At 68.9% G+C, this 22,253-nt stretch carries 20 protein-coding genes; 12 read left to right on the top strand and 8 right to left on the bottom strand.

Annotated elements, in window-relative coordinates:
* The first annotated feature begins 15 nt into the window (after nt 1-15).
* Nucleotides 16-807 carry a carbon-nitrogen hydrolase family protein gene (locus ABD088_RS11470; RefSeq protein WP_343902065.1) on the top strand — a complete coding sequence of 264 codons (792 nt, stop codon included), beginning with the start codon at nt 16-18 and terminating at the stop codon, nt 805-807.
* Here ABD088_RS11470 and ABD088_RS11475 read toward each other — a convergent pair.
* Nucleotides 786-2,453, bottom strand: a complete 1,668-nt coding sequence (locus ABD088_RS11475; RefSeq protein WP_343902066.1) for a PucR family transcriptional regulator — start codon at nt 2,451-2,453, stop codon at nt 786-788. The two genes, ABD088_RS11470 and ABD088_RS11475, sit on opposite strands and share 22 nt — an antisense overlap.
* Nucleotides 2,454-2,554: 101 nt before the next feature.
* On the opposite strand from ABD088_RS11475, the gene ABD088_RS11480 reads away from it, so the two are divergent.
* Together ABD088_RS11480 and ABD088_RS11485 are read left to right on the top strand one after the other, a co-directional pair.
* Complete coding sequence (locus tag ABD088_RS11480; protein WP_343902067.1) at nt 2,555-4,039, top strand: amino acid permease; 1,485 nt, start codon at nt 2,555-2,557, stop codon at nt 4,037-4,039.
* A gap of 53 nt (nt 4,040-4,092) precedes the next feature.
* Entirely contained in the window at nt 4,093-5,799 is a 1,707-nt protein-coding gene (locus ABD088_RS11485; RefSeq protein WP_343902068.1) for a flavin monoamine oxidase family protein, read from the top strand.
* A gap of 15 nt (nt 5,800-5,814) precedes the next feature.
* On the opposite strand, the gene ABD088_RS11490 is transcribed toward ABD088_RS11485, so the two are convergent.
* Nucleotides 5,815-6,180 (bottom strand): hypothetical protein, encoded by a 366-nt coding sequence (locus ABD088_RS11490; RefSeq protein WP_343902069.1) that lies wholly within the window; start codon nt 6,178-6,180, stop codon nt 5,815-5,817.
* Between the two features lie 92 nt (nt 6,181-6,272).
* On the opposite strand from ABD088_RS11490, the gene ABD088_RS11495 reads away from it, so the two are divergent.
* The 3 genes from ABD088_RS11495 (at nt 6,273) to ABD088_RS11505 (ending at nt 8,672) form a co-directional block, all read left to right on the top strand.
* Nucleotides 6,273-7,226 (top strand): CPBP family intramembrane glutamic endopeptidase, encoded by a 954-nt coding sequence (locus ABD088_RS11495; protein WP_343902070.1) that lies wholly within the window; start codon nt 6,273-6,275, stop codon nt 7,224-7,226.
* Nucleotides 7,227-7,236: 10 nt separating this feature from the next.
* Nucleotides 7,237-7,629 carry a chorismate mutase gene (locus ABD088_RS11500; RefSeq protein ID WP_343902071.1) on the top strand — a complete coding sequence of 131 codons (393 nt, stop codon included), beginning with the start codon at nt 7,237-7,239 and terminating at the stop codon, nt 7,627-7,629.
* 62 nt (nt 7,630-7,691) lie between these two features.
* On the top strand, nt 7,692-8,672 hold the full coding sequence (locus tag ABD088_RS11505) for a uroporphyrinogen decarboxylase/cobalamine-independent methonine synthase family protein (protein ID WP_343902072.1): 981 nt from the start codon (nt 7,692-7,694) through the stop codon (nt 8,670-8,672).
* A gap of 122 nt (nt 8,673-8,794) precedes the next feature.
* Here ABD088_RS11505 and ABD088_RS11510 read toward each other — a convergent pair whose 3' ends face one another.
* Nucleotides 8,795-9,853 carry a phosphotransferase family protein gene (locus ABD088_RS11510; protein WP_343902073.1) on the bottom strand — a complete coding sequence of 353 codons (1,059 nt, stop codon included), beginning with the start codon at nt 9,851-9,853 and terminating at the stop codon, nt 8,795-8,797.
* A 71-nt stretch (nt 9,854-9,924) separates the two neighbouring features.
* On the opposite strand from ABD088_RS11510, the gene ABD088_RS11515 reads away from it, so the two are divergent.
* On the top strand, nt 9,925-10,503 hold the full coding sequence (locus tag ABD088_RS11515) for a dienelactone hydrolase family protein (protein ID WP_343902074.1): 579 nt from the start codon (nt 9,925-9,927) through the stop codon (nt 10,501-10,503).
* A 25-nt stretch (nt 10,504-10,528) separates the two neighbouring features.
* Here ABD088_RS11515 and ABD088_RS11520 read toward each other — a convergent pair whose 3' ends face one another.
* Genes ABD088_RS11520 through ABD088_RS11540 form a run of 5 tightly spaced genes read right to left on the bottom strand, consistent with a single transcriptional unit; the run spans nt 10,529 to nt 15,996 of the window.
* A complete protein-coding gene (locus ABD088_RS11520) occupies nt 10,529-11,821 on the bottom strand; it encodes a DUF58 domain-containing protein (protein WP_343902075.1) in 1,293 nt (430 codons plus the stop codon).
* Between the two features lie 6 nt (nt 11,822-11,827).
* Nucleotides 11,828-12,799: an AAA family ATPase gene (locus ABD088_RS11525; RefSeq protein ID WP_343902076.1), complete on the bottom strand. Its 972-nt coding sequence runs from the start codon at nt 12,797-12,799 to the stop codon at nt 11,828-11,830.
* Nucleotides 12,796-13,989, bottom strand: a complete 1,194-nt coding sequence (locus ABD088_RS11530; RefSeq protein WP_343902077.1) for a DUF4350 domain-containing protein — start codon at nt 13,987-13,989, stop codon at nt 12,796-12,798. Before ABD088_RS11530 ends, ABD088_RS11525 begins: the two co-directional genes overlap by 4 nt.
* On the bottom strand, nt 13,986-14,666 hold the full coding sequence (locus ABD088_RS11535; protein ID WP_343902078.1) for a DUF4129 domain-containing protein: 681 nt from the start codon (nt 14,664-14,666) through the stop codon (nt 13,986-13,988). The genes ABD088_RS11530 and ABD088_RS11535 overlap by 4 nt, the downstream gene beginning before the upstream one ends.
* Before the next feature lie 4 nt (nt 14,667-14,670).
* The gene (locus ABD088_RS11540; RefSeq protein ID WP_343902079.1) at nt 14,671-15,996 is read right to left on the bottom strand and encodes a DUF7847 domain-containing protein; all 1,326 of its coding nucleotides are present in this window, start codon (nt 15,994-15,996) and stop codon (nt 14,671-14,673) included.
* Nucleotides 15,997-16,143: 147 nt separating this feature from the next.
* On the opposite strand from ABD088_RS11540, the gene mtrA reads away from it, so the two are divergent.
* From mtrA to hpf, 5 genes are all read left to right on the top strand, one after another.
* The gene (gene mtrA, locus ABD088_RS11545; protein ID WP_343902080.1) at nt 16,144-16,821 is read left to right on the top strand and encodes an MtrAB system response regulator MtrA; all 678 of its coding nucleotides are present in this window, start codon (nt 16,144-16,146) and stop codon (nt 16,819-16,821) included.
* A gap of 2 nt (nt 16,822-16,823) precedes the next feature.
* The gene (gene mtrB / locus ABD088_RS11550) at nt 16,824-18,695 is read left to right on the top strand and encodes an MtrAB system histidine kinase MtrB (RefSeq protein WP_343902081.1); all 1,872 of its coding nucleotides are present in this window, start codon (nt 16,824-16,826) and stop codon (nt 18,693-18,695) included.
* Nucleotides 18,688-20,418, top strand: coding sequence for an LpqB family beta-propeller domain-containing protein (locus tag ABD088_RS11555; RefSeq protein ID WP_343902082.1), 1,731 nt, complete (start codon nt 18,688-18,690; stop codon nt 20,416-20,418). Before mtrB ends, ABD088_RS11555 begins: the two co-directional genes overlap by 8 nt.
* Before the next feature lie 108 nt (nt 20,419-20,526).
* A complete protein-coding gene (locus tag ABD088_RS11560; RefSeq protein WP_343902083.1) occupies nt 20,527-21,393 on the top strand; it encodes a ComF family protein in 867 nt (288 codons plus the stop codon).
* A gap of 161 nt (nt 21,394-21,554) precedes the next feature.
* Nucleotides 21,555-22,229, top strand: a complete 675-nt coding sequence (hpf, locus tag ABD088_RS11565; RefSeq protein WP_343902084.1) for a ribosome hibernation-promoting factor, HPF/YfiA family — start codon at nt 21,555-21,557, stop codon at nt 22,227-22,229.
* Nucleotides 22,230-22,253 lie beyond the last annotated feature (24 nt).

Here is a 22,253-nt window from a genome sequence, read left to right on the forward strand (position 1 = left end):
ATCCAGGAGGATCAGATGTTGCTGGCAGTCATGCAGGCACACGCACACGTGTTGGACGTCGAAGCGAACCTTTCGACCATTGACAGCGCCGCGCGAAAAGCCGTCCACGCAGGAGCCGACGTGCTGCTCACCCCTGAGCTGTTCGTCGTCGGCTACGCGCCACGGCGGCTGGGTCGCGACCTGGACCCTGCTTCGCTGCCAGATCTGCACGGGCGGATGCGCCAGATCGCGGCCCAGCACGGGATAGCGCTGGTCTACTCGCTCCCCGCGGTCGATCCTTCCGGCTGGCGCATCACCTCGACATTCGTGGACGACCGGGGCGCTGAAGTGGCGTCCTATGTGAAAGTCCACTTGTTCGGTCCAGAGGAGAAGGCGGTCTTCACGCCCGGAACGGAGGCGCCGACGGTCTTCGAGTACCACGGGTTGCGCCTGGGCATGGCGATCTGCTTCGACGTTGAATTCCCCGAAACCGTGCGCGCGGCCGCGGGCCGCGGAGTGGAACTCCTGCTGGTTCCCACGGCGTTGGGGCACGGCTACGAATCGGTCTCCACGCAGCTGGTGCCGACCCGTTCGATGGAAGGCCAGCTGTTCATCGCCTACGCGAACCATGCAGCCAGCCGTGATGATGCCGCGCTGGCGGGCACCAGCGTGATCACCGATCCCTGGGGTGACACGCTGACCGTGGCGGGGGAGGGTGAGCAGCTGTTGCTGGCCGACATCGACCCCGCGGCCGTGTCCCGCGCCCGGCAGGAGATCAACTACGGTACCGAACGCCGCGAAGACCTCTACCGGCGTTGGGGTGTCTGACGGCCCGCCGGTTCGTCGAGGAGCTGGAGCGCGAGGAGCAATTCCGTGCGGGTCTCGGCTCGGGCCAAGTCGGCGTCCAACAGCTCGCCAATCGAGGTGATGTGCCGGCGTATCGAATTGCGGTGGATCCCGACCCGGGCCGCCGTGGCGTCCCACGAGCCGTGGGCAGCGAGCCAGGCGCGCAGCACTTTCACATAGAGGTCGCGACGGGCCGGTGGCAATTCCAGGACCCCCGCCAGGGTCCGCCGGGCCAGCCGCTGGCCGGCCGCGGGTGGAAGCAAGGAGGCGAAGGTCTGCGGTAGCTGATCAGCGCTGAGGCTCTGGCGCTCTTCGCGGACACGGGCCAGGAGCCCCGAAGCTTCGGCTGCGGGCCCGCTGAGTGATCCGGCCAAGCCATCGCGCCACTCTCCGAACGCCGGGTCGTTGCGGTCCGTCGGACGGCTGACGGCAACCAGGAAGCCGGCTTCCGCCAGACGTGCAAAAAGCTGCGGTGTCGGCTCGCTGCGTGTCACGGCAGTGAAGGCGTCCCTGCTGTGCAGGACCAGCTGGGTGTCAAGAAGCGACCGCAACCGGGTGATCGCATGAGCAGGTTCCACGGCGGGCGATGATGGCTGCGCAATGGCCAGAACCACACGCGGTGCCCGGCGTACGTTGCCACCCACACTGGAATTGAAGAGTTCCTGGGCCAGGACATCGGCGCCATCCGCTCGATCTCCCAGCACCAGGGCAGTTGCCAACTGCGGCGGGGAAAACGAGCCCAGATTTCGCTGCCGGGCCACTACCTCGAGCAATCCGAAGGCAGTGGACATGAGATTGTGTTCGGCAGCTCCGGGGTCGCGCCCGAATGTCAGCTGCAGTACGCCCAACAGAGGGGCTGCCTGTGCGCCGGATAAAGCAGTGGAACGAATGGGAAATGCCAGGTGATACCAACCGTTGGCTTGATGCAAGATGAGTTTCGATGCCTGGGCGCTGGAGGCCTCGGCGAGGAGGGCCGACAACTCGTTGCCGTCGACCGCGGGGACCCCGTCAGTTGATGCGAAGTGGCGCAGCCTGCCCACGGGGCCGAAAAGCTGCACGGTGGAACGGGACCGGGAGGCGAGCACCGTGACGATCTCGTGTTCGGGCTGCTCGCCGGCCACGCACTTCATCAACTGTCGGTTCGCCTCGGCGTTGTCGCGCAGCAGCCTGGCCCCATCGATTTCCATCAGCTTGGCGAAGGCCATCCCGACCACGGCAAAAGGTAATGCTGCCGGAATCTCCCATAAGGTCAGGTCGAACTCGCGGCAGGCCTGGACCACCGTGGCCGGAATGCTGGTGAAGTACGGATCCAGCCCGAAGCCCAGTGCCGAGACCTTGGCCGTGGCCAGCCGTCCGATGAATCCACGCACGAACTCGGCGTCATCAGACCGGCCCACGAGGGGGAATCCACTGGTGAGGATCAGCTCGTGATGTACCAGGTAGTCCGTGGGGTCATCGATGTCGCTGGGCTCCACCCAGCGCAACGGTCGGTCGCCGGCATCATGAACCACCGTGACACCGGGTGGAAGGTGTCGAAGAAACCGCGTCAGGGTGATCGAATCCCAGGCTCTGCCGAAATCGGGGACCACCGGTGACGATCCATCTCTGTTTGGTGCGTTTTCTCCCATGGACAAGAACTTTAGTGTAAATCGTCCCTGCCTGAGATGCGGCTCACACCCCTAGTGTTGGATGCAGCAATCCCAGAGATCCGCAAACCGAGGAATGGCATATGAGCACCAGCACCGAAACGCCGCAGCGGGGCTCCACCGCGCTGGGACCACAACTCAAACGCCGCAAATCGATGAGTTCAATGGTCAGCGATGCGGAAGGCAACGGCGCTGGCGGTGGTCAGCTCCGCCGGACCCTGGGAATGTGGCAGCTGACCATGATTTCCGTGGGTGCCACCATGGGGACCGGAATCCTGGTCGTCCTGGGGGAGGCCGTCCCGATAGCTGGTCCAGCCATCTGGATCTCCTTCGTCATCGCTGGCGTGACCGCATTGCTGTCGGCCGTCTCCTATGCGGAAATGGCCGGCATGGTCCCGGTCTCCGGATCCAGCTACTCCTACACCTACTCCACCATGGGGGAGGGAATTGCCTGGGTGTGCGGCTGGTGTCTGGTCCTGGAGTATGCGGTTTCCGTCGCGGCGGTCGCCGTCGGTGCCGGGCAGTACGTCAACGAGACCCTGGGCGTCCTGGGGTGGGAGCTGCCGCCTGCACTGGCCGGCGGCCCGGCTGAAGGCGGCGTGGTGAACGTTTCGGCGCTGGTCGTGGTCGCGTTGGCGACGCTGCTCCTGGTCCGGGGAGCCAAGGAATCGGCGATCGTGAACACGATCGTGGTGGTCATCAAAGCGGGCATCCTGGTGTTCTTCTCGATCGTCGCCTTCACTGCCTTTGATGCCGGGAACTTCCAACCGCTCTTGCCGATGGGTGCCGCCGGCGTGACCGGCGCGGCCTCGATCGTGTTCTTCTCCTACATTGGGTTCGATGCCGCATCCACTGCCGGAGAGGAAGCGAAGAATCCCAAGCGGGATCTACCGCGGGCCATCATGCTGTCCATGGTGATCGTGACCGTGGCCTATGTATTGGTCGCCGTCTCGGCGGTCGGTGCGCGGAAATGGACCTGGTTCGAAACCAGCCAGGCAGCCTTGGTCCAAATCATCGGGGAACTGACAGGTCAGGCATGGATTGTCTTCATCTTCGGGCTTTCCGCAGTCCTGGCCATCGCCTCGGTGGTCCTGACCGTGCTCTTTGGCCAGACCCGTATCCTGCTGACCATGTCCCGTGACGGTTTGGTCCCGCCCATTTTCTCCCGTGTCTCCCGGCGGACCGGAACGCCGGTGGCCGGAACAATCATCACCGGCGGTCTGGTGGCAGTCACCGCAGGTTTCATCCCCCTGGGCGCACTGGCGGAGGCCACCAGCATCGGGACGCTCTTTGCCTTTGGGCTGGTCGGGGTATCGGTGATCTACCTGCGCCGCAAGCAGCCGCTGGCCCCGCGCACTTTCAGGGTGCCCTTCTATCCGGTCACCCCGCTCCTGGGCATCGCAGCCCGCCTGTTCCTGATGCTCAACCTGTCCTGGCACACCTGGGCAGTATTCGGACTCTGGATGCTGGTCGGGGTGGCCATCTACCTCGGTTACGGTCGACGACACTCCAAACTGGGATCACTGACCAAACAGGAATACATCGAAAGCCACGTCGGCAGCCGCTGACGGGTCTCCCTCGCCACCATCTTCACACCCAGCGACCAGCGAAGGACCGCACCATGGAATCCTTGCCCCAGACCGACGGCAGCATCAACATGCTCAATCCCGATTTTCCGTTCAACTATGACTTGTACCTCCAGCACCCTGCCGGGTTGGGAAGCGTCCCCGAAGAACTCCACGGCACGGAGGTCGCCGTGATCGGCGCCGGGCTGTCCGGACTGGTGACAGCCTATGAACTGATGATCCTGGGGCTGAAACCGGTCATCTACGAGGCCGACCAGATCGGTGGCAGGCTCCGCACCGCCAGTTTCCCCTCCGCCCCGGACGTCACCTGCGACCTGGGCGGCATGCGTTTCCCCACCTCAGGAAAGGCGCTGTACCACTACATCAACCTGCTGGGTCTGGACACCTATGACTTTCCGAACCCCTTGGCCACACCCACTGATTCGACGGTGATCGAACTCGAAGGACAGAAGGTCTACGTGGAAGACGAGGCCGACCTGCCACACTTCTTCCACGAGGTCGCGGAGGCGTGGAAACGCGCGCTCCGGGAAGGCGCCCACTTCGACGAGATGCAAGAAGCCATCAAATCCAGGGATGCCGACCAGATCAAGCGGATATGGAACTCGCTGCTGGAGGAATTCGATGAGGAGAGCTTCTATGGGTTCATCGCCAACTCGGCGGCCTTCAAGGAAGCGGGCTTCTCCCACCGTGAGACATTCGGCCAGGTTGGTTTCGGCTCGGGCGGCTGGGATACCGACTTCCCCAACTCCATCCTGGAAATCCTCAGGGTGGTGTACACCGACGCCGACGACAACCACCGCGGCATCACCGGGGGCGCCAACCGACTTCCCCTGGGGCTCTGGAACCATGCCCCCAGCCAGCTGGCGCATTGGCCGGCCGGCACGACGCTCGCCTCGCTGCACGGCGGGGCGCCACGCGGTGCCGTGGCCCGGATCGCCCGTTCGGCTGCGGGTGGAACCAACGGGGCGAACACCTTTGACGTGACGGAGCGCTTTGGCAGGACCGCAACCTATCCTGCGGTGGTGTCGACGGTGCAGTCCTGGCTGTTGTCCACGGGTATCGACACCGAGGAGTCCCTGCTGCCTCCCAAGCTGTGGACGGCGATTGAGCGCTCACACTACATGCAGTCCTCGAAGACCTTCGTCATGGTCGATCGACCGTTCTGGAAGGACCGCGACCCGGTGACGGGCCAGTACCCGCTGTCCATGACGCTGACCGACAGGCTGAATCGCGCCACCTACCTGCTGGACAACGGGCCGGATCGCCCGGCGGTGATCTTGTTGTCCTACACCTGGAACGACGACGCGCTGAAGTGGCTCTCCCTCTCCGCCGAACGCCGGATGGAGCTGATGCTGCACTCGCTGGAGAAGATCTACCCGGACGTGGACATCCGCAGCCACATCATCGGCCAGCCGGTCACGGTGTCCTGGGAGGCCGACCCCAATTTCATGGGTGCCTTCAAGGCCAACCTGCCGGGGCATTACCGCTACCAGGAACAGCTGTTCACCCACTTCGACCAGCGGGATCTTGCAGCGGAGCACCGCGGCATCTTCCTGGCCGGCGACGATGTGTCGTGGACCGCGGGATGGGCAGAAGGCGCAGTCACCACCGGTTTGAACGCGGTCTGGGGCGTCGTGCAGCACCTGGGCGGGCAGGATGCGGAGCAGAATCCGGGGCCGGGACAGGCATTGGCCAGCATCGGGCCGAAGCGATTGGAAAACCGGCTGGACGTGACGGCCTAGGCCGATCCGTCGTGGCTAGCTGGCGGCCTCGTCGACCACCCCGGTGAGGCGCCCGGCGACCTGCTCGTACTCGCAGCGGACGCGGCCGGCCGGCACGGCGGGCAACTCGCGGGGGGAGTGGGAGTCGCAGAATACGAAGTCGAAGTCCGGCCACCACTTCTTGGGGCGGGCGGCCTCGGCACGACCGCAGACCGTGCAGGTCAGGTGGACCCATACCGGGCGCTTTCCCTGGCGGTTGGCCCGCGACTGGATGAGCCACTGTGGTTCGTTGGCCTGCAGGTCGGCCAGCTCCGCTTCCGATAGGCGGGAGGGGATCCCGTGCTTGGTGGCCATCTCCAGGGGGATGTCCAGGGCGATCGCGGCGTCTCGTCTACTCATCATGGCCCTCCCACTGTAGGCCATGGCCGGGCCTGCGCTGGGGCCACCGATAGGGTGGATGTGCCCGCATTCCGTCGTCCCGAGGTGCCCTTCCCATGCTGCCAGTCCGACCGAAACCGATCATCCTCTACGTGGTGCTGGCGTATGCGCTGGCCTGGCTGGTGGCGCTGCCCTTGTGGATGGGTGGCCGGGGGCTCGGCGATCCATTGTTCACCGTTTATGCCCTGGTGATGATGCTCACGCCCACCGTGGCCGCACTGCTGGTGGTCAGGTTCGCCGAAAAGCCGGGAAACCGTCCGGGAGGACCCGGTATCGCCCGCAGCCTGGGGCTGTGGCCACTGAAGCCGGTCGGACCGTTCATCGCGTTCCTCGCCGCCGGCCTGCTGCTGCCGATCCTGCTCGTCGTGGCTGGGTTGCTGCTCGGAGCAGCACTCGGGGTCTATCCGGCGGACTTCGCCAACCTGTCGGCCTTGCGCTCGATCATGGCCCAACAGGCACCACAGGCCGCGGCCCAGCTCAATGCCCTCCCCGCGGGCCTGCTCATCGCCGGGCAGCTGTTCAACGTCCTCATCGGTTCGGTCATCAACCTGGTCCCCGCTCTCGGAGAGGAGATCGGCTGGCGCGGCTGGCTGGTGTCCCGGCTCGCACCCCTGGGCAAGACGGCCACCGTCCTGGTGTCCGGGGTGGTGTGGGGCCTGTGGCACGCACCGCTGATCCTGCTCGGCTACAACTACCCGGGGGTCCCCGGATGGCTCGGGCTGCTGGCCATGACCGGCATGACGGTCAGCTTCGGTGCCATCTTCGCGTGGCTGCGGCTGGCCTCGGGCAGCGTCTGGCCCGCCGCCCTCGCCCACGGAGCACTGAACGCCGCGGCCGGACTGTTCCTCGTCTTCTCCGCGACGACCGATCTGGACATGCTGGTGGTCGCCCCGCTGGGCTGGAGCGGATGGATCCTGCCGGTCGCCTTGGCCGCGGTGCTGCTGTGGCGGCTTCCCCGACGCCTCCTCACGTCCCGTAACACCGCAGGTCAACCGCAGACCCACCCGTAGGATGGAGACCATGAGCAACGAGCCGGACCCCCAGCCCCCCGTGGACGAGGATTACGACCCCGCCGCATCCTCCCTGGCCGGGAGCGTCGACCCCGCAGTCATGCGCGAACTCCTGGATGTACGGGGCAGCATCGACAACATCGACGCGACCCTGATCTACCTGCTGGCCGAACGGTTCAAGGCCACCCAGAAGGTCGGGCACCTCAAGGCCGAGCACCAACTCCCGCCGGCGGATCCGCACCGCGAAACCGCCCAGATTGCCCGGCTGCGCCGCCTCGCGGCGGAAGCGCACCTGGACCCGGCCTTCGCCGAGAAGTTCCTGAACTTCGTCATCGAAGAGGTCATCCGCCACCATCAGGCGATCTCCGCCTCGCGGATGCCCGAGGGAGGCGACGCACGCTGAGCAGCGTCCGCGCCACCGGCCAGGGGCCGCTACCGGGAACGGATCCGGTCGAAGCGACCCGCATGGTCCGCGGGGAGCTCGGGTCTCCGCATCTGCCTCACCTGGTCCAGCTTCCCCACCGCGGTGTCGGCTCCGACGCCGTGGGGCGGACCATCGCCCTGCTCACCGAGCTGTACGCCGATGTACAACCCCATGGGTGGCGGCTGACCGATCGTCCCGGGCTCGACCATCGTCGGGCCGTCTCGGCACTCTCCTCGGATCTGGGGGTATTGGCCGACGTGATCGGCGCGGCCGGCAGTGCTGCGGGACCACTGAAGCTGCAGCTGCGTGGACCGCTCTCGCTGGCCGCCGCGATCTCCCTGCATCACGGGGAAAAGGTCCTGTCCGACGCCGGCGCCCGCCGTGATCTCGCAGCATCCCTCGCGGACGGGGCCTCCGGGCATCTGCGGCACGTCCAGCGCTCCACCGGCGCCGGCCCCCTGACCGTCGTCGTGGAGGAACCTGACAGCGCTGCCGTGCTCGGGGGGAACGTCCCGACCGCCAGCGGCTATCAAAGCCTGCGCGCCGTCGCCCGGCACGAGGCCACCGGACATTGGGCAGTTCTCGTGCAGGCCCTGCGTGACGCGGGAGCCGAAACCGTGGTGTTGTCCCCGGGGGCGGGGTTCCCCTCCAGCCCCCGGAGCGGCGGAACCACGTGGCGCGACCTCGTCGACGATGCACTGGCCGCCGGTTTCGACACCGTGGTGCTCGCCGGCGGAGCCGACATGGGCGCCTGGGAACGGATGGCAGAACTCATCGACCAGGATGGACAGCTCTTCCTGGAAACCCTCGACCCGGCAGCTGACGTTCCCGACGTCACGGCTGCGGTGGAGCGGATCCACCGGCCGTTGCAGATGATCGGGGTCCCGGACAGCCAGCTGGGAGCGCTGACGCTGTTGCCGGCCGCTGGTCTGGAGCACACCACCCCGGACACGGTCCGGCGCGTCCTGCACCGCCTCACCCAAACCGCGGACGCCCTGAACCAGGTGCGCGTCGGCGGTTAGTCCGCACACCACGGAAACGGGCTCCAGGTCGGGCCCGGAGAGTTGCGTCGGGCAGTGCCCGACGACGTCGGATGCCGCGCGCGGATGCGCATCGCTAGTCTGAGCGCCTGGGGTCCACGGGCTCACACGTCGGGTCCAAGTACACGGCCGGGCCGTCCACCCGCTCCACGTCCCCTGCCGGCCCTGGACTCCACGAGCGCCCATGCCTGTCGGGCGCACAGCTGCTGGTGCCGGCGCAGGTCGGGACTGGTGTCGAGTGGCTCGCGGGCGCCGGCGGCCGTGTAGTAGATGAGGATCGTCGCCAGCCAGGCATCCAGGTCCGCATCCGGGACGCCGGCGGTCAATCCCCAGCCGGCAATCTGATCCAACGGCAGGCCGTCGTCGTGCAGGGCCGGCCACTGGACGACCCAGTCGGCCCACTCCGGGCCCAGCGTGAGGTAGTTCCAGTCGCAGATCCAGGCAGTGCCGGCCGGGAACCCGGCCACTGCGTCGCGGGCGATGATGACGTTGTCGGCACGCAGGTCGTTGTTCAGCGGCGTCGTGCCGACCAGCGCGGTGGGCGCCCGGGCGGCCGCATCCCGGATCCACTGCGCCAGCGGGTCACCGGCGGGGCCGCGGAACCCTGCGGGCAGGAATCCCGGGCGGTGCCCCGCAGCGAGCACGGCGTTCCCACCGTCCAGTTCGTCGAGCAGACCCACCCAGTCGCCCGCCAGCGTTCCGCGGATCCCGAGTGCCTGGGGGGCCACCGGGGCGAGGACCGTGTTGGCCAGCCGGGCTGCGTCGTGCACCGCCCGCGCATCTGCCAGCGTCCAGGGGGAGCCGGGCATGCGGCCCCGCACGGGGGTGGTGGCGAAGACCAGCCAGCCGTCCACGACGGTGTGCTCCAGCAGGGCGGGCACGGCCAGACCGTCCGGCACGGCAGCCAGGACCTCGACTTCGCGGGCGTAGGCCGGGGCAATAAATGGATCGTCACGGGCGATGGCCTTCACGAAGACGGGACGCGGCCCCTCGATGAGCGCGGCGAAACCGTGGGTGAAACCGCCGCCGGCCAGCCGGACGGCGTCGATGCGGCCCCCGGCCCAGCCGGTGATGGTCCGGCGGACCGCAGCGGGGAGCGCCCCGAAACCGGGTCGGCGGGCCGTCGCCGAGTAGTCCAGGCCGCGGGTCTTGTCGTGGGGCACGAATTCCACCATTCTGGGACGGGGCCCACCGGCCCGCCGACTGACCAGCATGCGAACCGAGGGAAATCATCATGGCCGACGTCGTCCTATTCCACCACGTCCTCGGGCTCACCGCGGGGATCGAGGAGTTCGCTGAACTGTTGCGCGCCGGCGGACACACGGTGCACACCCCCGATCTGTTCGGGGGCCGCACCTTCGCCACCCTGGAGGAGGGCGTCCACCATGCCTCCGCCGAGATCGGTTTCGAGGAGGTCCTCGATCGGGGTGCCCGGGCCGTCGAAGGGCTCGGCAACGACCTGGTCTACGCGGGATACTCCCTGGGCGTGCTTCCGGCCCAGAAGCTCGCCCAGACCCGGCCCGGTGCCGCAGGGGCCCTGTTCATCGCCTCCTGCGTTCCGGTCACCGAGTTCTCCGCCAGCTGGCCAGACTCGGTCCCGGTGCAGATCCACGCCACGGAATCCGATCCCGAATTCGTCGGTTCGGGCGACATCGATGCGGCCCGCGAACTCATCGGGCAGGCCGCCGACGGGGAGATGTTCCTGTATCCGGGCGATGCCCACTTCTTCGCCGACTCCTCCACTGCGCAGTACGACGCCGGGGCCACCGATACGCTGTTGGCCCGGGTCCTGCACTTCCTCGGCTCCCACTGACCCGCAGGACCGGTGGCCCCGTGTCTCAGAGCCGGCCGGTGGCCTTGAGCCGGATGTAGGTATCGGCCAGCAGCGGTGGCAACTCCAGCGGTGGCGCATCGACCACTTCGGCGCCCATGGCCCGCAACTGGTCCTTCAGCGCCTCGCGCTGTTGCAGCGTCCGGGCCGCCGCGGCCGCCCGGTAGACGGCTGCGGTGTCGGAGACATCGGCGGCCAGGGTATCCAGCTCCGGATCCCTGACGGCGGCGATCACCACCACATGCTGGGAGGTGAGCGCCGGCAGGATGGGCAGCAGCCCCTCCTCGACGGCCCCGGAGTCCAGGGCGGTCAGCAGCACCAGCAGCGAGCGGTGTGAGGAGATGGCCCGGACCTGGGCGGGCAGGCCGGAGAAGTCGGCCTCGATCAGTTCCGGCTCCAGCGGTGCCATGGACTCGACCAGCTGGGTGAGCATGACCCCCTTGGAGGCCGAGTCGACGCGGGCCCTGACCCGGCGGTCGTAGGCCAGGAAGTCCACCCGGTCACCGCCGCGTTCGGCCAGCACCGCCAGGAGCAGCGAAGCCTCGATCCCGGTGTCCAGCCGCGGCTCGTCGGCGATCCGGGCCGCCGAGGTGCGCGAGGTGTCCAGCACGATCACCACGCGCCGGTCGCGTTCGGGCCGCCAGGTGCGCACCACCACGTTTTGCCGGCGCGCGGTGGCCCGCCAGTCGATGGAACGGACGTCATCCCCGCGGACGTAGTCGCGCAGCGAATCGAATTCGGTACCGGCTCCGCGGACCTGGATGGCGGCCCGGCCGTCGAGTTCGCGCAGCCGCTGCAGCTTGGAGGGCAGGTGGCGTTTGGCATGGAAGGGCGGCAGCACCCTGACCGATCCCGGGCTGGTGTGCGTGAGCTGGCGGGACGCCAGGCCCAGCGGCCCAGCGGAGCGCAGCGTCGTGTGGTGGACTGCCAGGTCCCCGCGGCGCACCGGCAGCAAGCCGATGGTGAAGCCACGGCGTTCCCCGGGTGGCAGGTCCACGGCAAACCGGGTGCCGGTGGCGCCGGCCGAGGGCTGCCAGCCATCGCGGGCCTGGCCGTGCAGCCGTCGGCGTCCGGTGTTGCGCAGGTAGAGGTGAGCGGTCGCCGGTTCCCCGAGCCGGACGCTGCGCGGGATGGACCGCTCGATCGTCACGCTGCGCGGTGAGGCGGCGAGCGCCACGTCGAGCCCGGCGGCGGCCAGCAGCACGAGCAGCGTGAGGGCGATCGTCCAGCCTCCGGGCCACAGCACGACGGGGAGCAGCCCGGCCAGGGCGAACCAGACGAAACGACGGTGCAGGGCCATGGCGGCCTAGCGGGGGACCGGCACGGTGGCCAGGATCGATTGCAGCACGTCGTCGGCGCCGACCCCGTCCATTTGCGCCTCGGGGCGCAGCGACACCCGGTGGCGCAGGCACGGCAAGGTCAACACCTTGACGTCGTCCGGTGCCACGAAGTCCCGCCCGGAGAGCCAGGCCCAGGCCCGTGCAGTGTTCAGCAGCGCGGTCGCACCCCGCGGGGAGACGCCCAGCTGGAAACTGGGCGCGGTGCGGGTGGCCCGGACGATGTCCACGATGTAGCCGATGACCTCAGGGGACACGGTCACGGTGGCGACCGCCGCCCGGGCGGCCTCCAGATCGGCTGCGGTCGCCACCGCGGTGACGCCGGCCGCCGCGAGGTCCCGTGGATCGAATCCCGCACCGTGGCGACGGATGATCTCGATCTCGTCGTCGCGTTCGGGCAGGTCCATGGTCAGCTTGAGCAGGAAACGGTCCAACTGCGCCTCGGGCAGCGGGTAGGTGCCTTCGTATTCGACGGGGTTCTGCGTGGCGGCCACGATGAACGGCTGCGGCAGCTGGCGGGAGACACCGTCGACGCTGACCTGGCGTTCCTCCATGGCCTCGAGCAGGGAGGCCTGCGTCTTCGGCGGCGTCCGGTTGATCTCGTCGGCGAGCATGATGTTCGTGAACACCGGGCCCTCGCGGAAGCTGAAGTCCGCGGTGCCCGTGTCGTACACGAGCGAACCGGTGACGTCGCCGGGCATCAGGTCGGGGGTGAACTGCACCCGTTTGGTGTCCAGGTCCAGGGCCGCGGAGAGGGTGCGGACCATCAGGGTCTTGGCGACACCCGGGACCCCCTCCAACAACACGTGCCCCTGCGCCAGCAGGGCGATCAGCAGCCCCGTGACGGTCGCGTCCTGGCCCACCACGGCCTTGGACACCTCATGGCGTACGTCCAACAGTGCCTGGCGGACCGCGTCGGCCTCTTTGACTTGTTCGCTCACGGGATACCGATCTCCTTTTCGACGGTGTGCAGTTCCTGGGCCCAGGCGACCAGGGCGGCCTCGTGGGCCACCCGGTCCGGGAAGTAGAGGCGGCGCAGCCGGGGCCCGGGGATCCCGGACTCCTTGGCGGCGGTGGCGACGATGGAATCGGCGCTGCTGCCGTGGCCGAGCCGCAGGTGGGCGGCCAACCGACCCAGCGAGGCGGAGCGCAAGGCGGCCACCGCGGCATCGACGGCATGGGCGTCGCGGTAGAGTCGGGCCCTGCCCTCGGCGGTCTCGGAGGCCGGCACGGTGACGGGCAGCGGTTCGGGCACCAGCGGTCCGTCGCGGCGGGCCCGCCAGCAGATGGCCAGCACCCCGAAGACCATCAACCAGCCCAGTGCCGGGCTCACCCACCCCGGGAGGAGTTCGAACGGGCTGGCCGCCGGGCCGGTGGAGATGTGGTCGGCGATCGTGGGCTGGTACCACACCAGCGTGGGTTCGGCGCCGAGCGTGCGCAACGCCAGGGGTGCGTGGTCGTAGGCCAGCACCTTCGAGTTGGCGAGGTAGTCCGGGTTGCCGAGCACCGTCGTCGTGCCCTCGCTGGCATACCCGTAGGCGCGCCCGCTGGAGGTGGTGTGGGCAAAGCAGCCGGTGGGGGCGCGGTAGAGCTTGCCGGCGGCCGAGGCGTTGCGGGTCTCTGCCACGGCGGGCAGCCGGCAGCCGGCGGCCACGGGGGAGGCGGCGTCCTCCGGGACGACGCCGGCCGGGTGGATGTCCGGGGCAAACGCCCGCAGCTCGCGGTTGCCCGGGGTGATGAGCACGGTGTGCGGTGCCGCCCGGGCCAGTTCGGCGAGCTGGCCGCGCCCCAGGAAGGCCTGCGGGTCGTGCAGCACCAGGGTGGCCCGGCCCCCGGAGGCCGACAGGGCGGCCAGTGCGCCGTCCAGGTCCCGGGGTTGCACGACGTCGATCCCCTGGTCGGCGAGGACCCGGGCGACCGCCTGGGCGCCCTCGGGCGAGGGGTTCTCCGGGCTCAGGGCCCGGTTGTCCTCGCCCCCCTGGGACAGGGCGTAGTAGAGCGCCACGAGCCCGACCAGCACGGCCAGGACGACCCAGAGCCGTGCTGCCCGCCAGCGGCGGCGCCAGGTCGAGGCGGCCGTCGCCGGTGGGGCCGCCACCTGCAGGCGTTGACCGTCGGGGATCCGCGTCATCGGGGCACCGCCAGCTGGGAATCGCCGGAGCCCGCGGAGGGCGCCGCAGTGGCGAGGTGGTCCTCGAGATCGGCGAGCCAGCGGGCGTCCTGCGCGGTGGGTTCGTGGTGCCCGTAGTGGACCGCGTTGAACAGCGTGCCCGCCCGGTGCAGTTCGCCGGCGGCGTCGCCGAAGGGCCGGCCCAGGGCGAGCGCCACCTCGGTGGCGGTACGGCCCGGTTGCGGGTCCAGCAGCGTGCGTTCCTCGGCACGGGCCACCAGGGCGCGGAAGCGTTCGAGCACCGCGGTGGCATGGTCCCCGGAGAGCATCGCCCGGTCGGCCCGGCGCCGGTACCCGGCAGCGTCGAGGGTGGCGTCGAGGCCCACGGGGGCCCCGGCGGTCACCGCGGCACCTGCCCGCCGGCGCAGACGGGGCCTGATGAAGAGCACGACGACGGCGAGGGCCGCTGCCAGCACCAGCAGGACCACCAGCCACCCCAGGTTCGGCGCCAGCGTGTTCAGCGAATCGACCCACGACAGGAAATCGGCCCAGAGCCGGCCCAGGAACTCCAGGATCGGGTTCGGCAGTGCCTGGGCATATTCGCGGCGGGACAGCTCACGGGACAGCTCACGGGTCGCCGCATCGCGATCCGGGTCGTAGGCCGTGGCGTTCACCAGCGCGGGGACGAAGAGGGGCATCCGATCAGCTGATCCCGGGGGTGCCCGCGTCGTGCCCCGGGGATGCGGCGGCCGCCAACCCCGGGATCGGGGCGTCGACGCCCGCGTCGAATTCGCGCAACAGCGCCATGTCGAAACCGTCGCGGCGGATCCGCAGGTCCGTGTAGAGCAGGGTGGTCACCGCGCATTGGTAGGCGAAGCCCAGCCCCGTGGCTAGGGCGGTGAGGATGGTGGTGATGAAGGAGAACTTGAGCAGGAAGTCCATCAGGGCGCTGGGGTCCTCCGGCGACATGAAGCCGCCGACCATCCCGCCGATCATGCTCAACGGGGAGGTGATCAGGCTGGTGACGACACCCACGATGATCCCGGTCAGCAGCAGGGTGCCGAAGCACCGCCACCAGGAGGACTTCACCAGGGTGAAGCAGCGGACCAGGGCCCGGCGCACCGTCAGGTCCTCGGCGACCACGACATGCGCGGTGAAGGTGACCCGGACGCTGATCCACACGGAGACGACGGCGGCCAGGACCACCACGATGGCAGCCGTGGTGAAGGCTGCCCCCGTGCTGGCGTTCAGCGCCACCACGGTGATGATGCCCCCGCACAGCAGCAGGGCCACCACCCCGGCACCCAGGTACAGCAGGGCCAGCAGCAGCAGTCGTCCGATCGAGGGACGCAGGATCCGCAGCGTCTGGCCGAACCGGGTCTTGCGGTTCAGCACGGCACGCAGCACCGGGATGGTCACGGCCCCCTGGACGATGACCAGCAGGAACACCGAGAGCAAACCGGCCAGCAGGCTGCCGCCGACCAGCGTGGCCAGCGAGCCGGCCAATGCGCCGAAGTCGGGGGAGGACTCCTCCAGGAACGCGGGGTTTCCCATCGCCGTGAACAGGGGCAGGGTCACCAGTGCCGTGACGACGCCCACGAAGAGCTGGACGATCACGGACAGGCCCAGCGTGGCACCTGCATTGCGCCGGATCGCCTGGAAGGAGCCGTCCAACAGGTCCCCGATGCCCAGCGGGCGCAGGGGGACGACGCCCGGTTTGGGCGGTGGGGCCCAGCCCCAGCCGGCGGGCTGCATCCCCGGGGGCTGGCCGTGGGGGTGGGCGGAGCCCGGCGTGCCAGCTGAGCCCGGTGCCGTACCCCAGGGGCCGGGGGGAGGCGGAGCCCATCCCTGCGGGGCAGGGGCCTGCCAGCCGGGGGCGGCCGGCGGCGCGAATCCTCCGGCGGCCGGTGCGGGCGCCGGACCGCCGGGGCCCGCAGCAGCCGGCCCGGACGGTGCGGTCGCCGGATCCCCGCCGTCCCCGGGCTCGGGTTCGGGCCGGTGGTACGGGTTGGCCGGGTCGTCCGTCATGGCGTTGGTGCCCCTCACATCGCGTTGCAGTCCAAACCAGCCTAGCTGGATGCGGTGCGCCGCCGCTGGCGGGCGCACCGGTGCCCCCTATAGTGGACTGCAGGAATGTTGGACACCGGAGAGACGCATGATCGGAAAAGGGGTGCCATGAAGGCCCGAGTTTTGGTGGTCGACGACGACGAGGCGCTGGCCGAGATGATCGGCATCGTGCTGCGCAACGACGACTTTGATCCGGTCTTCTGCTACGACGGCGCCCAGGCACTGGACACGTTCCGGGAGGTCAAGCCGGACCTGGTGCTGTTGGACCTGATGCTTCCGGGAATGGACGGGATCGAGGTGTGCCGGTTGATCCGCGCCGAAGCTGACATCCCCATCGTCATGTTGACCGCGAAATCCGATACCGCCGACGTCGTCCGCGGCCTGGAGTCCGGCGCCGATGACTACGTCCCGAAGCCCTTCAAACCGGCAGAGCTCATCGCCCGGGTCCGCGCCCGGTTGCGGCCGGGGGAGAAGCACGCCCCGGAAACGCTGAAGATCGCCGACCTGGTGATCGACGTGGCGGGACACTCGGTGACGCGCGGTGGCGCCCTGATTTCGCTGACGCCGCTGGAGTTCGACCTGCTGGTCGCCCTGGCCCGGAAGCCGTGGCAGGTGTTCACCCGTGAACTGCTGCTCGAGCAGGTCTGGGGCTACCGCCATGCAGCCGACACGCGGCTGGTCAACGTCCATGTGCAGCGCCTGCGCTCCAAGGTCGAGGTGGATCCGGAGAACCCCGAGGTGGTCCTCACCGTCCGTGGCGTCGGGTACAAGGCCGGCCAAGGCTGAGCATGGAGACCTCCGCCGCTCCGGCACCGGCGGCGGAACCGTCCGGGGAGCCGCCGCCGTCCCGCCCCTCGGGCGTACGCACCTTCCTCGAACGTGCGTCGGCACGTTGGCGTCGGCTGGTGACCACCTGGCGGCGTTCCCTGCAGCTGCGGGCCGTGGCCACCACCGTGTTGCTGTCGGCACTGGCCATGCTCGGCGCCGGGATCTTCTTGTCGAACCAGATCGCCGACGGCCTGTTCCAGGAACGGTTCGGCCAGGTCCAGGAGGAATCGGTCCGCGGCCTGAACCAGGTCAAGTCAAACTTCGAATCCGCCGCCACCACCGACCGGTCCAGCACCGTCGCGTTCGTCAACGACACCCTCAAGCTGGTGGAGGGCGACGGTGCCAGCGTCCAGCGGGACTTCATCCTGACCCCGTTGCCCAGCTCGGAGAACATCTACGTCACCAATACCGCCAGTGGCGGGCTGACCACTGCCGTCATCCCCGCGTCGCTGGCCGTGACAGTGCGCGACAACCCCGGGGTCTACTGGGAATCGATCAGCTTCCCGCACGCCACCTACGACACCCCGGGCCTCGCCTTCGGCACCAAGGTCCAGCTCCCTCCGGGCCGCGAATACGCGCTCTACCTGGTGTACGACCTGGAATCGGTGCAGCAGACCCTGGACTTCATCCACCGGGTGCTGGCGATCGGTGGCCTGCTGCTGCTCTGCGTCACCGGCGGGATCGCCTGGTACACCACCCGGTTGGTCGTCCGCCCGGTGTCCAATGCCGCACTGGTGTCGGAGAAGCTGGCAGCCGGGGAACTGCAGGAACGCCTCGAGGTCCATGGCGAAGACGAAATCGCCCGCCTCGGGACCTCCTTCAACCGGATGGCGACCTCCCTGCAGGACCAGATCACCCAGTTGGCCACGCTCTCGCAGATGCAGCAACGCTTCGTCTCCGATGTCTCCCACGAGCTGCGCACCCCCCTGACCACCGTACGGATGGCCGCCGAGGTCCTGCACGACGCCCGCGAGGAATTCGACCCGATCAACCGGCGCTCGGCCGAACTGCTCTACAACCAGGTCGAACGGTTCCAGACCCTGCTCAACGACCTGCTGGAGATCTCGCGTTTCGACGCCGGCGTTGCCGTGTTGGACGCCGAGGTCCTGGACCTGGTTCCGGTGGTCCGCCGGGTCGTGGAAACCGCCAGCATGCATGCGGAAAACCTCGGTTCCGAACTGCGCGTGCACGTCCCCGACGGAGGGTGCACTGTCGAGATGGACCACCGGCGCATCGAACGCATCATCCGGAACCTGGTGATGAACGCCGTCGAACATGGCGAGGGCGAGCCGATCGACATCACCGTGGCGCAGGACGAACACGCGGTCGCGGTCACCGTGCGCGACCACGGCATCGGCATGGATCCCGAGGACGCCGCACGGGTCTTCGACAGGTTCTGGCGCGGGGACCCCGCGCGGGCCAGGACCACCGGAGGCAGCGGGCTCGGCCTGTCCATTGCCACCGAGGACACCCGGCTGCACGGCGGGTGGCTCCAGGCCTGGGGGGAGAAGGGCGACGGTGCCTGCTTCCGCCTGACGCTGCCCCGCAACCTGGGGGACCCGGTGGGATCCTCGCCGCTGCCGCTGGCGCCCCACTCACGCCTGCGCCTGGGGCAGTCGCTGGGCTTCGAGGAGACGAGCCCGCACACCGCCTCGCTGCCCACCCTGCCCTCCGGCGGGTTCGCCCTGCCCGGAAGCATCCTGCGCGCCGTTCCGCCGGCGGAGCGCGCCACCCTGGCACACCCCGGAGTCGACGGCGACCCGGTCCATGACCAGGACGCCACGGCCGACGACGAACCGGAAACGGGCCACCCGGGAGGAACCCATGCCTAGCCCCATTCCACCGAACGACGGCGGCTCCCGCACCCGGGTGCTGTTGGCCGCCTGCGTGGTGGTCCTGCTGGTGCTCACCGGATGCGCAGCCATCCCCACGTCCGGGCCGGTGGGGACCAGCGCCCCGGAAGCTGCCGGACAGTCCGACTTCACCTACACCTTCGATCCTCCGGGGCCGGCGCAGGACGCCTCGCCGCAACAGATCATCGAGGGGTTCATGCGGGCGGGCATCGCCCCGCGGGACGACTACAGCGTCGCCCGCGAGTACCTGGCACCGGAGCTCTCGCGCGAATGGCGGGCGGCTGACCGGACCGTGGTCTACGCCTCCGAACCGAACATCGTGGAAAACGTCCAGGAGGGAAGCTATACCGTCGAGGTGGCGGCGACCTCCAGCATCGACGAACACGGGCTGCTCACCCGCAAGGAGGGGCAGTCCACGGTGTCCGCGGACATCAAGCTCGTGAAGGTCGACGGGCAATGGCGGTTGTCCAAGGTACCCAACGGGACCATGATCGAGGAGGGCAACTTTGCCGTGCTCTTCGCGGCCTACCCGTTGTATTTCTACGATTCCACCCGGTCCTACGCCATCGCCGACTACCGGTGGTTCGCCAAACGGCAGGGCCTGCCGGCCACGATCGTCGGCGCACTGCTGGCGGGGCCGGCCCCCTACCTGCGCAACGCAGTCACCAGCGCGTTCCCCGAGGGCAGCTCCCTGGCCCGCGCCTCGGTGCCGGTGGAATCCCGGCGGGCCACCGTGGACCTGAACGTCTCGACCTTCGCCGATGCCACCGAGCTGCAGCGCCAGCAGATGCAGCAACAGCTCGAACTGACCCTGGGCGAGGTGCAGAACGTCCGTGCGGTATCCATGACGGTCGGCCAGCGTGCCGTCAGCCTGGGCAATGCCGCCGAGGGGTACGAGAAGGCGATCGTGGACGCCTCGGTGCCGAACACCCAGATAGCCATCGACAAGAAGGCACTCGTCTTCTACCAGGGCAACGGCGTCGTGCCCGTGGGCGGCGTCCAGGACATCTCGGCCTACGACCCGCGGGATCCGGCCATGGCCCCGGCGGACAACCGCTACGCCTTCCTCAACGGGAGCCGGACCAAGATGATCACGGTCAACGAGGCCGGGGTCCCGCGGGTTGCCGTCACCGGAAAGGACCTGCTGCCGCCCAGTATCGACATCCATGGGTGGACCTGGACCGTGGGCAACGACGGGCGCACCCGGATCCGGGTCACGCCCTCGAACAGCGCCAAGGACGGGTCCTCGCGGCAGGTCAATTCCGGGTGGATGGGCCAGGCGAAGGTGACGTCGCTGCGCGTGTCCCCGGACGGGGCCCGCGCCCTGGTCGTGGCCACGGTCGGTGGGAAGCCCGGGGTCTACATCACCGGGATCATCCGCGACAGCGAAGGCGTTCCCCGCGGCTTCACCGATCCACTGCGGCTGGACGCATCGGTCCCCGTGGAACGCGGGGTGTGGAGCTCCTCGGATGCGGTCATCGTGATGAAGCCCAGCAATTCCCAGGCAGTGCGGGCCGAGGAGATCTCGCTGAGCGGATCGGCCACGACGTTCGAGCCCCTCTTGGGCATGACGAACATCTCCGCCGGGCCAGGGGACCAGCGGACGGTGTACGCCGAAACCCCCGACGGCGTCTACTCACGGGTCTTCTCGACCTGGAAAAAGCGCGAGGGCCAGGCCACGCAACTCTCCTATCCGGGCTAGCCGCGCACGACGACGGCGGAGCCGCCTTCGCCGGCACTGGCACCACCCCGGTCCACACCCTGGCCCCGTCCGCTGGCGCCGCGCCGACCGGACGGTGAGCATGGGTGCATGGGATACCCGATCTTGCCTCCCGGCCTGGCGCGGAGCCTGGACCGGATGGCGTTTGCCCCCTGGGTGCAGGGCCCGCGGTCCGCGCTGGCCGAACTGGGCGCCCTGGTGGCACCGAGCGACTGCATCTTCTGCGAGGCGACGGATGCCGTGCTCTGCCCCACCTGCCGGGCCACGTTCCGGGCGGCAACGGTCAGGCCCTTCGAGGCCCACGCCGGTGCCGAAGGGCTGCCCTTGCTGCCCGATGGTGAACCACTGCGGGTGGTCGCGGCCGGGGTCTATGGCCGTGAGGTCTCCGCCGCGGTCCTGTCCTTCAAGAACCGCCAACGCGTCTCGCTGGCCAGCGTCCTGGGGCCCGCCCTGGCCGGGTCCCTGCGGGTTGCCGCCGCGGGGCAGCCTGGTCCGGTGGCCCTGGTGCCGGTCCCCTCCAGCCGGACCGCGCGGGCACGCCGGGGGTACTCGCCGGTGGACGTGCTGCTGGAGTGGATCACCCGGCGGGGGCTGCTGCCCGACGACGCCTCGGTCTTCCCCGCGCTGCGCGTCTTGCCCCGGCCTCCCTGGGCCCTGGCCGAGCAGAAGGGCAAGGGTCGGCGCGCGCGCAGCGCCGGTGCTGCGGCCGTGGCAGTGCGCCGTGGCCACGGCGTGGCGGGCAGGGCAGTGCTTCTGGTCGACGACGTCCTGACCACCGGGTCGACGCTGGCGCGCGCCTATCGGATCCTCGAGCAAGCCGGGGCCCGCGTAGGTGGGGCCGCAGTGCTGGCGGCAACTGCCCCACCCCGTCAGGACGAGCACGTTCCGTCGTGGTCGGCCGGGGAGGTGGGGGCCGGCGACACGCCGGGGCCCTCGTCCGGCAGGGCCCGCCAGTGAGCCACTTCACAAAAAGAGCGCGGCAAGGGCTTGATTATTGGGTGCCCTGGATTACGGTTGAGTATGGGCACCTCACCAAGAGGAGAAGAACCCATCTTCAGCGACCGGAGGGAGAGACTTTCGGTCGCTGTCGTGTCACCCGAGGTCAGTAGGAGGACACCATGGAGATGAACATCACCGGGCGCAACGTGACGGTTTCCGATCGTTTTCGCGAGTACGCGGACGAGAAGACTGACAAGATCGGACAATTGACGAACAAGGTCCAGCGTCTCGATGTCAAGGTCACCAAGGAACCCAACGCCCGGCAGGCCGAAGCCCAGCTGACAGTGGAGATCAGCGTCGTGGGCAGCGGGCCTGCCATCCGTGCGGAAGCCAAGGCATCGGACAAATTCGCAGCCTTCGATACGGCCTTCACCAAACTGCTCGAGCGCCTGCGCCGGGCGCGCGATCGCCGGAAAGTCCACCACGGCAGGCAGACCCCGAAGGCGGTCTTCCAAGCAACTTCCACGCTGGAGCCGGCCAGCAGCAGCATCCCGCTGCACGAGGAGACCCTGAAGGAGCAGCAGCGCGAGGCGGCGGAAGATGCGACGGGCAGCCCCGTCGAAATCCGTCGGAAGGTCTTCCCCTCCGAAACGATGAGCGTGGACGACGCCGTGGATCGCATGGAACTGGTCGGCCACCCGTTCTACCTCTTCGTGGACTCCGAGACCGGCGCCTCGTCCGTGGTCTATCGCCGGCAGCAATGGAACTACGGCGTCATCACCTTGGACGACCAGCACTCCGATGCGGAAACGGTGGAAACCCGCCACTACCGCGAGTCCCAATCGGCGTCCTAGCGGAGCCAACTGGCCCTAGACTGG

It is taken from the genome of Arthrobacter rhombi (assembly GCF_039526245.1).
In the GTDB taxonomy this organism is placed as follows: Bacteria; Actinomycetota; Actinomycetes; order Actinomycetales; family Micrococcaceae; genus Arthrobacter_H; species Arthrobacter_H rhombi.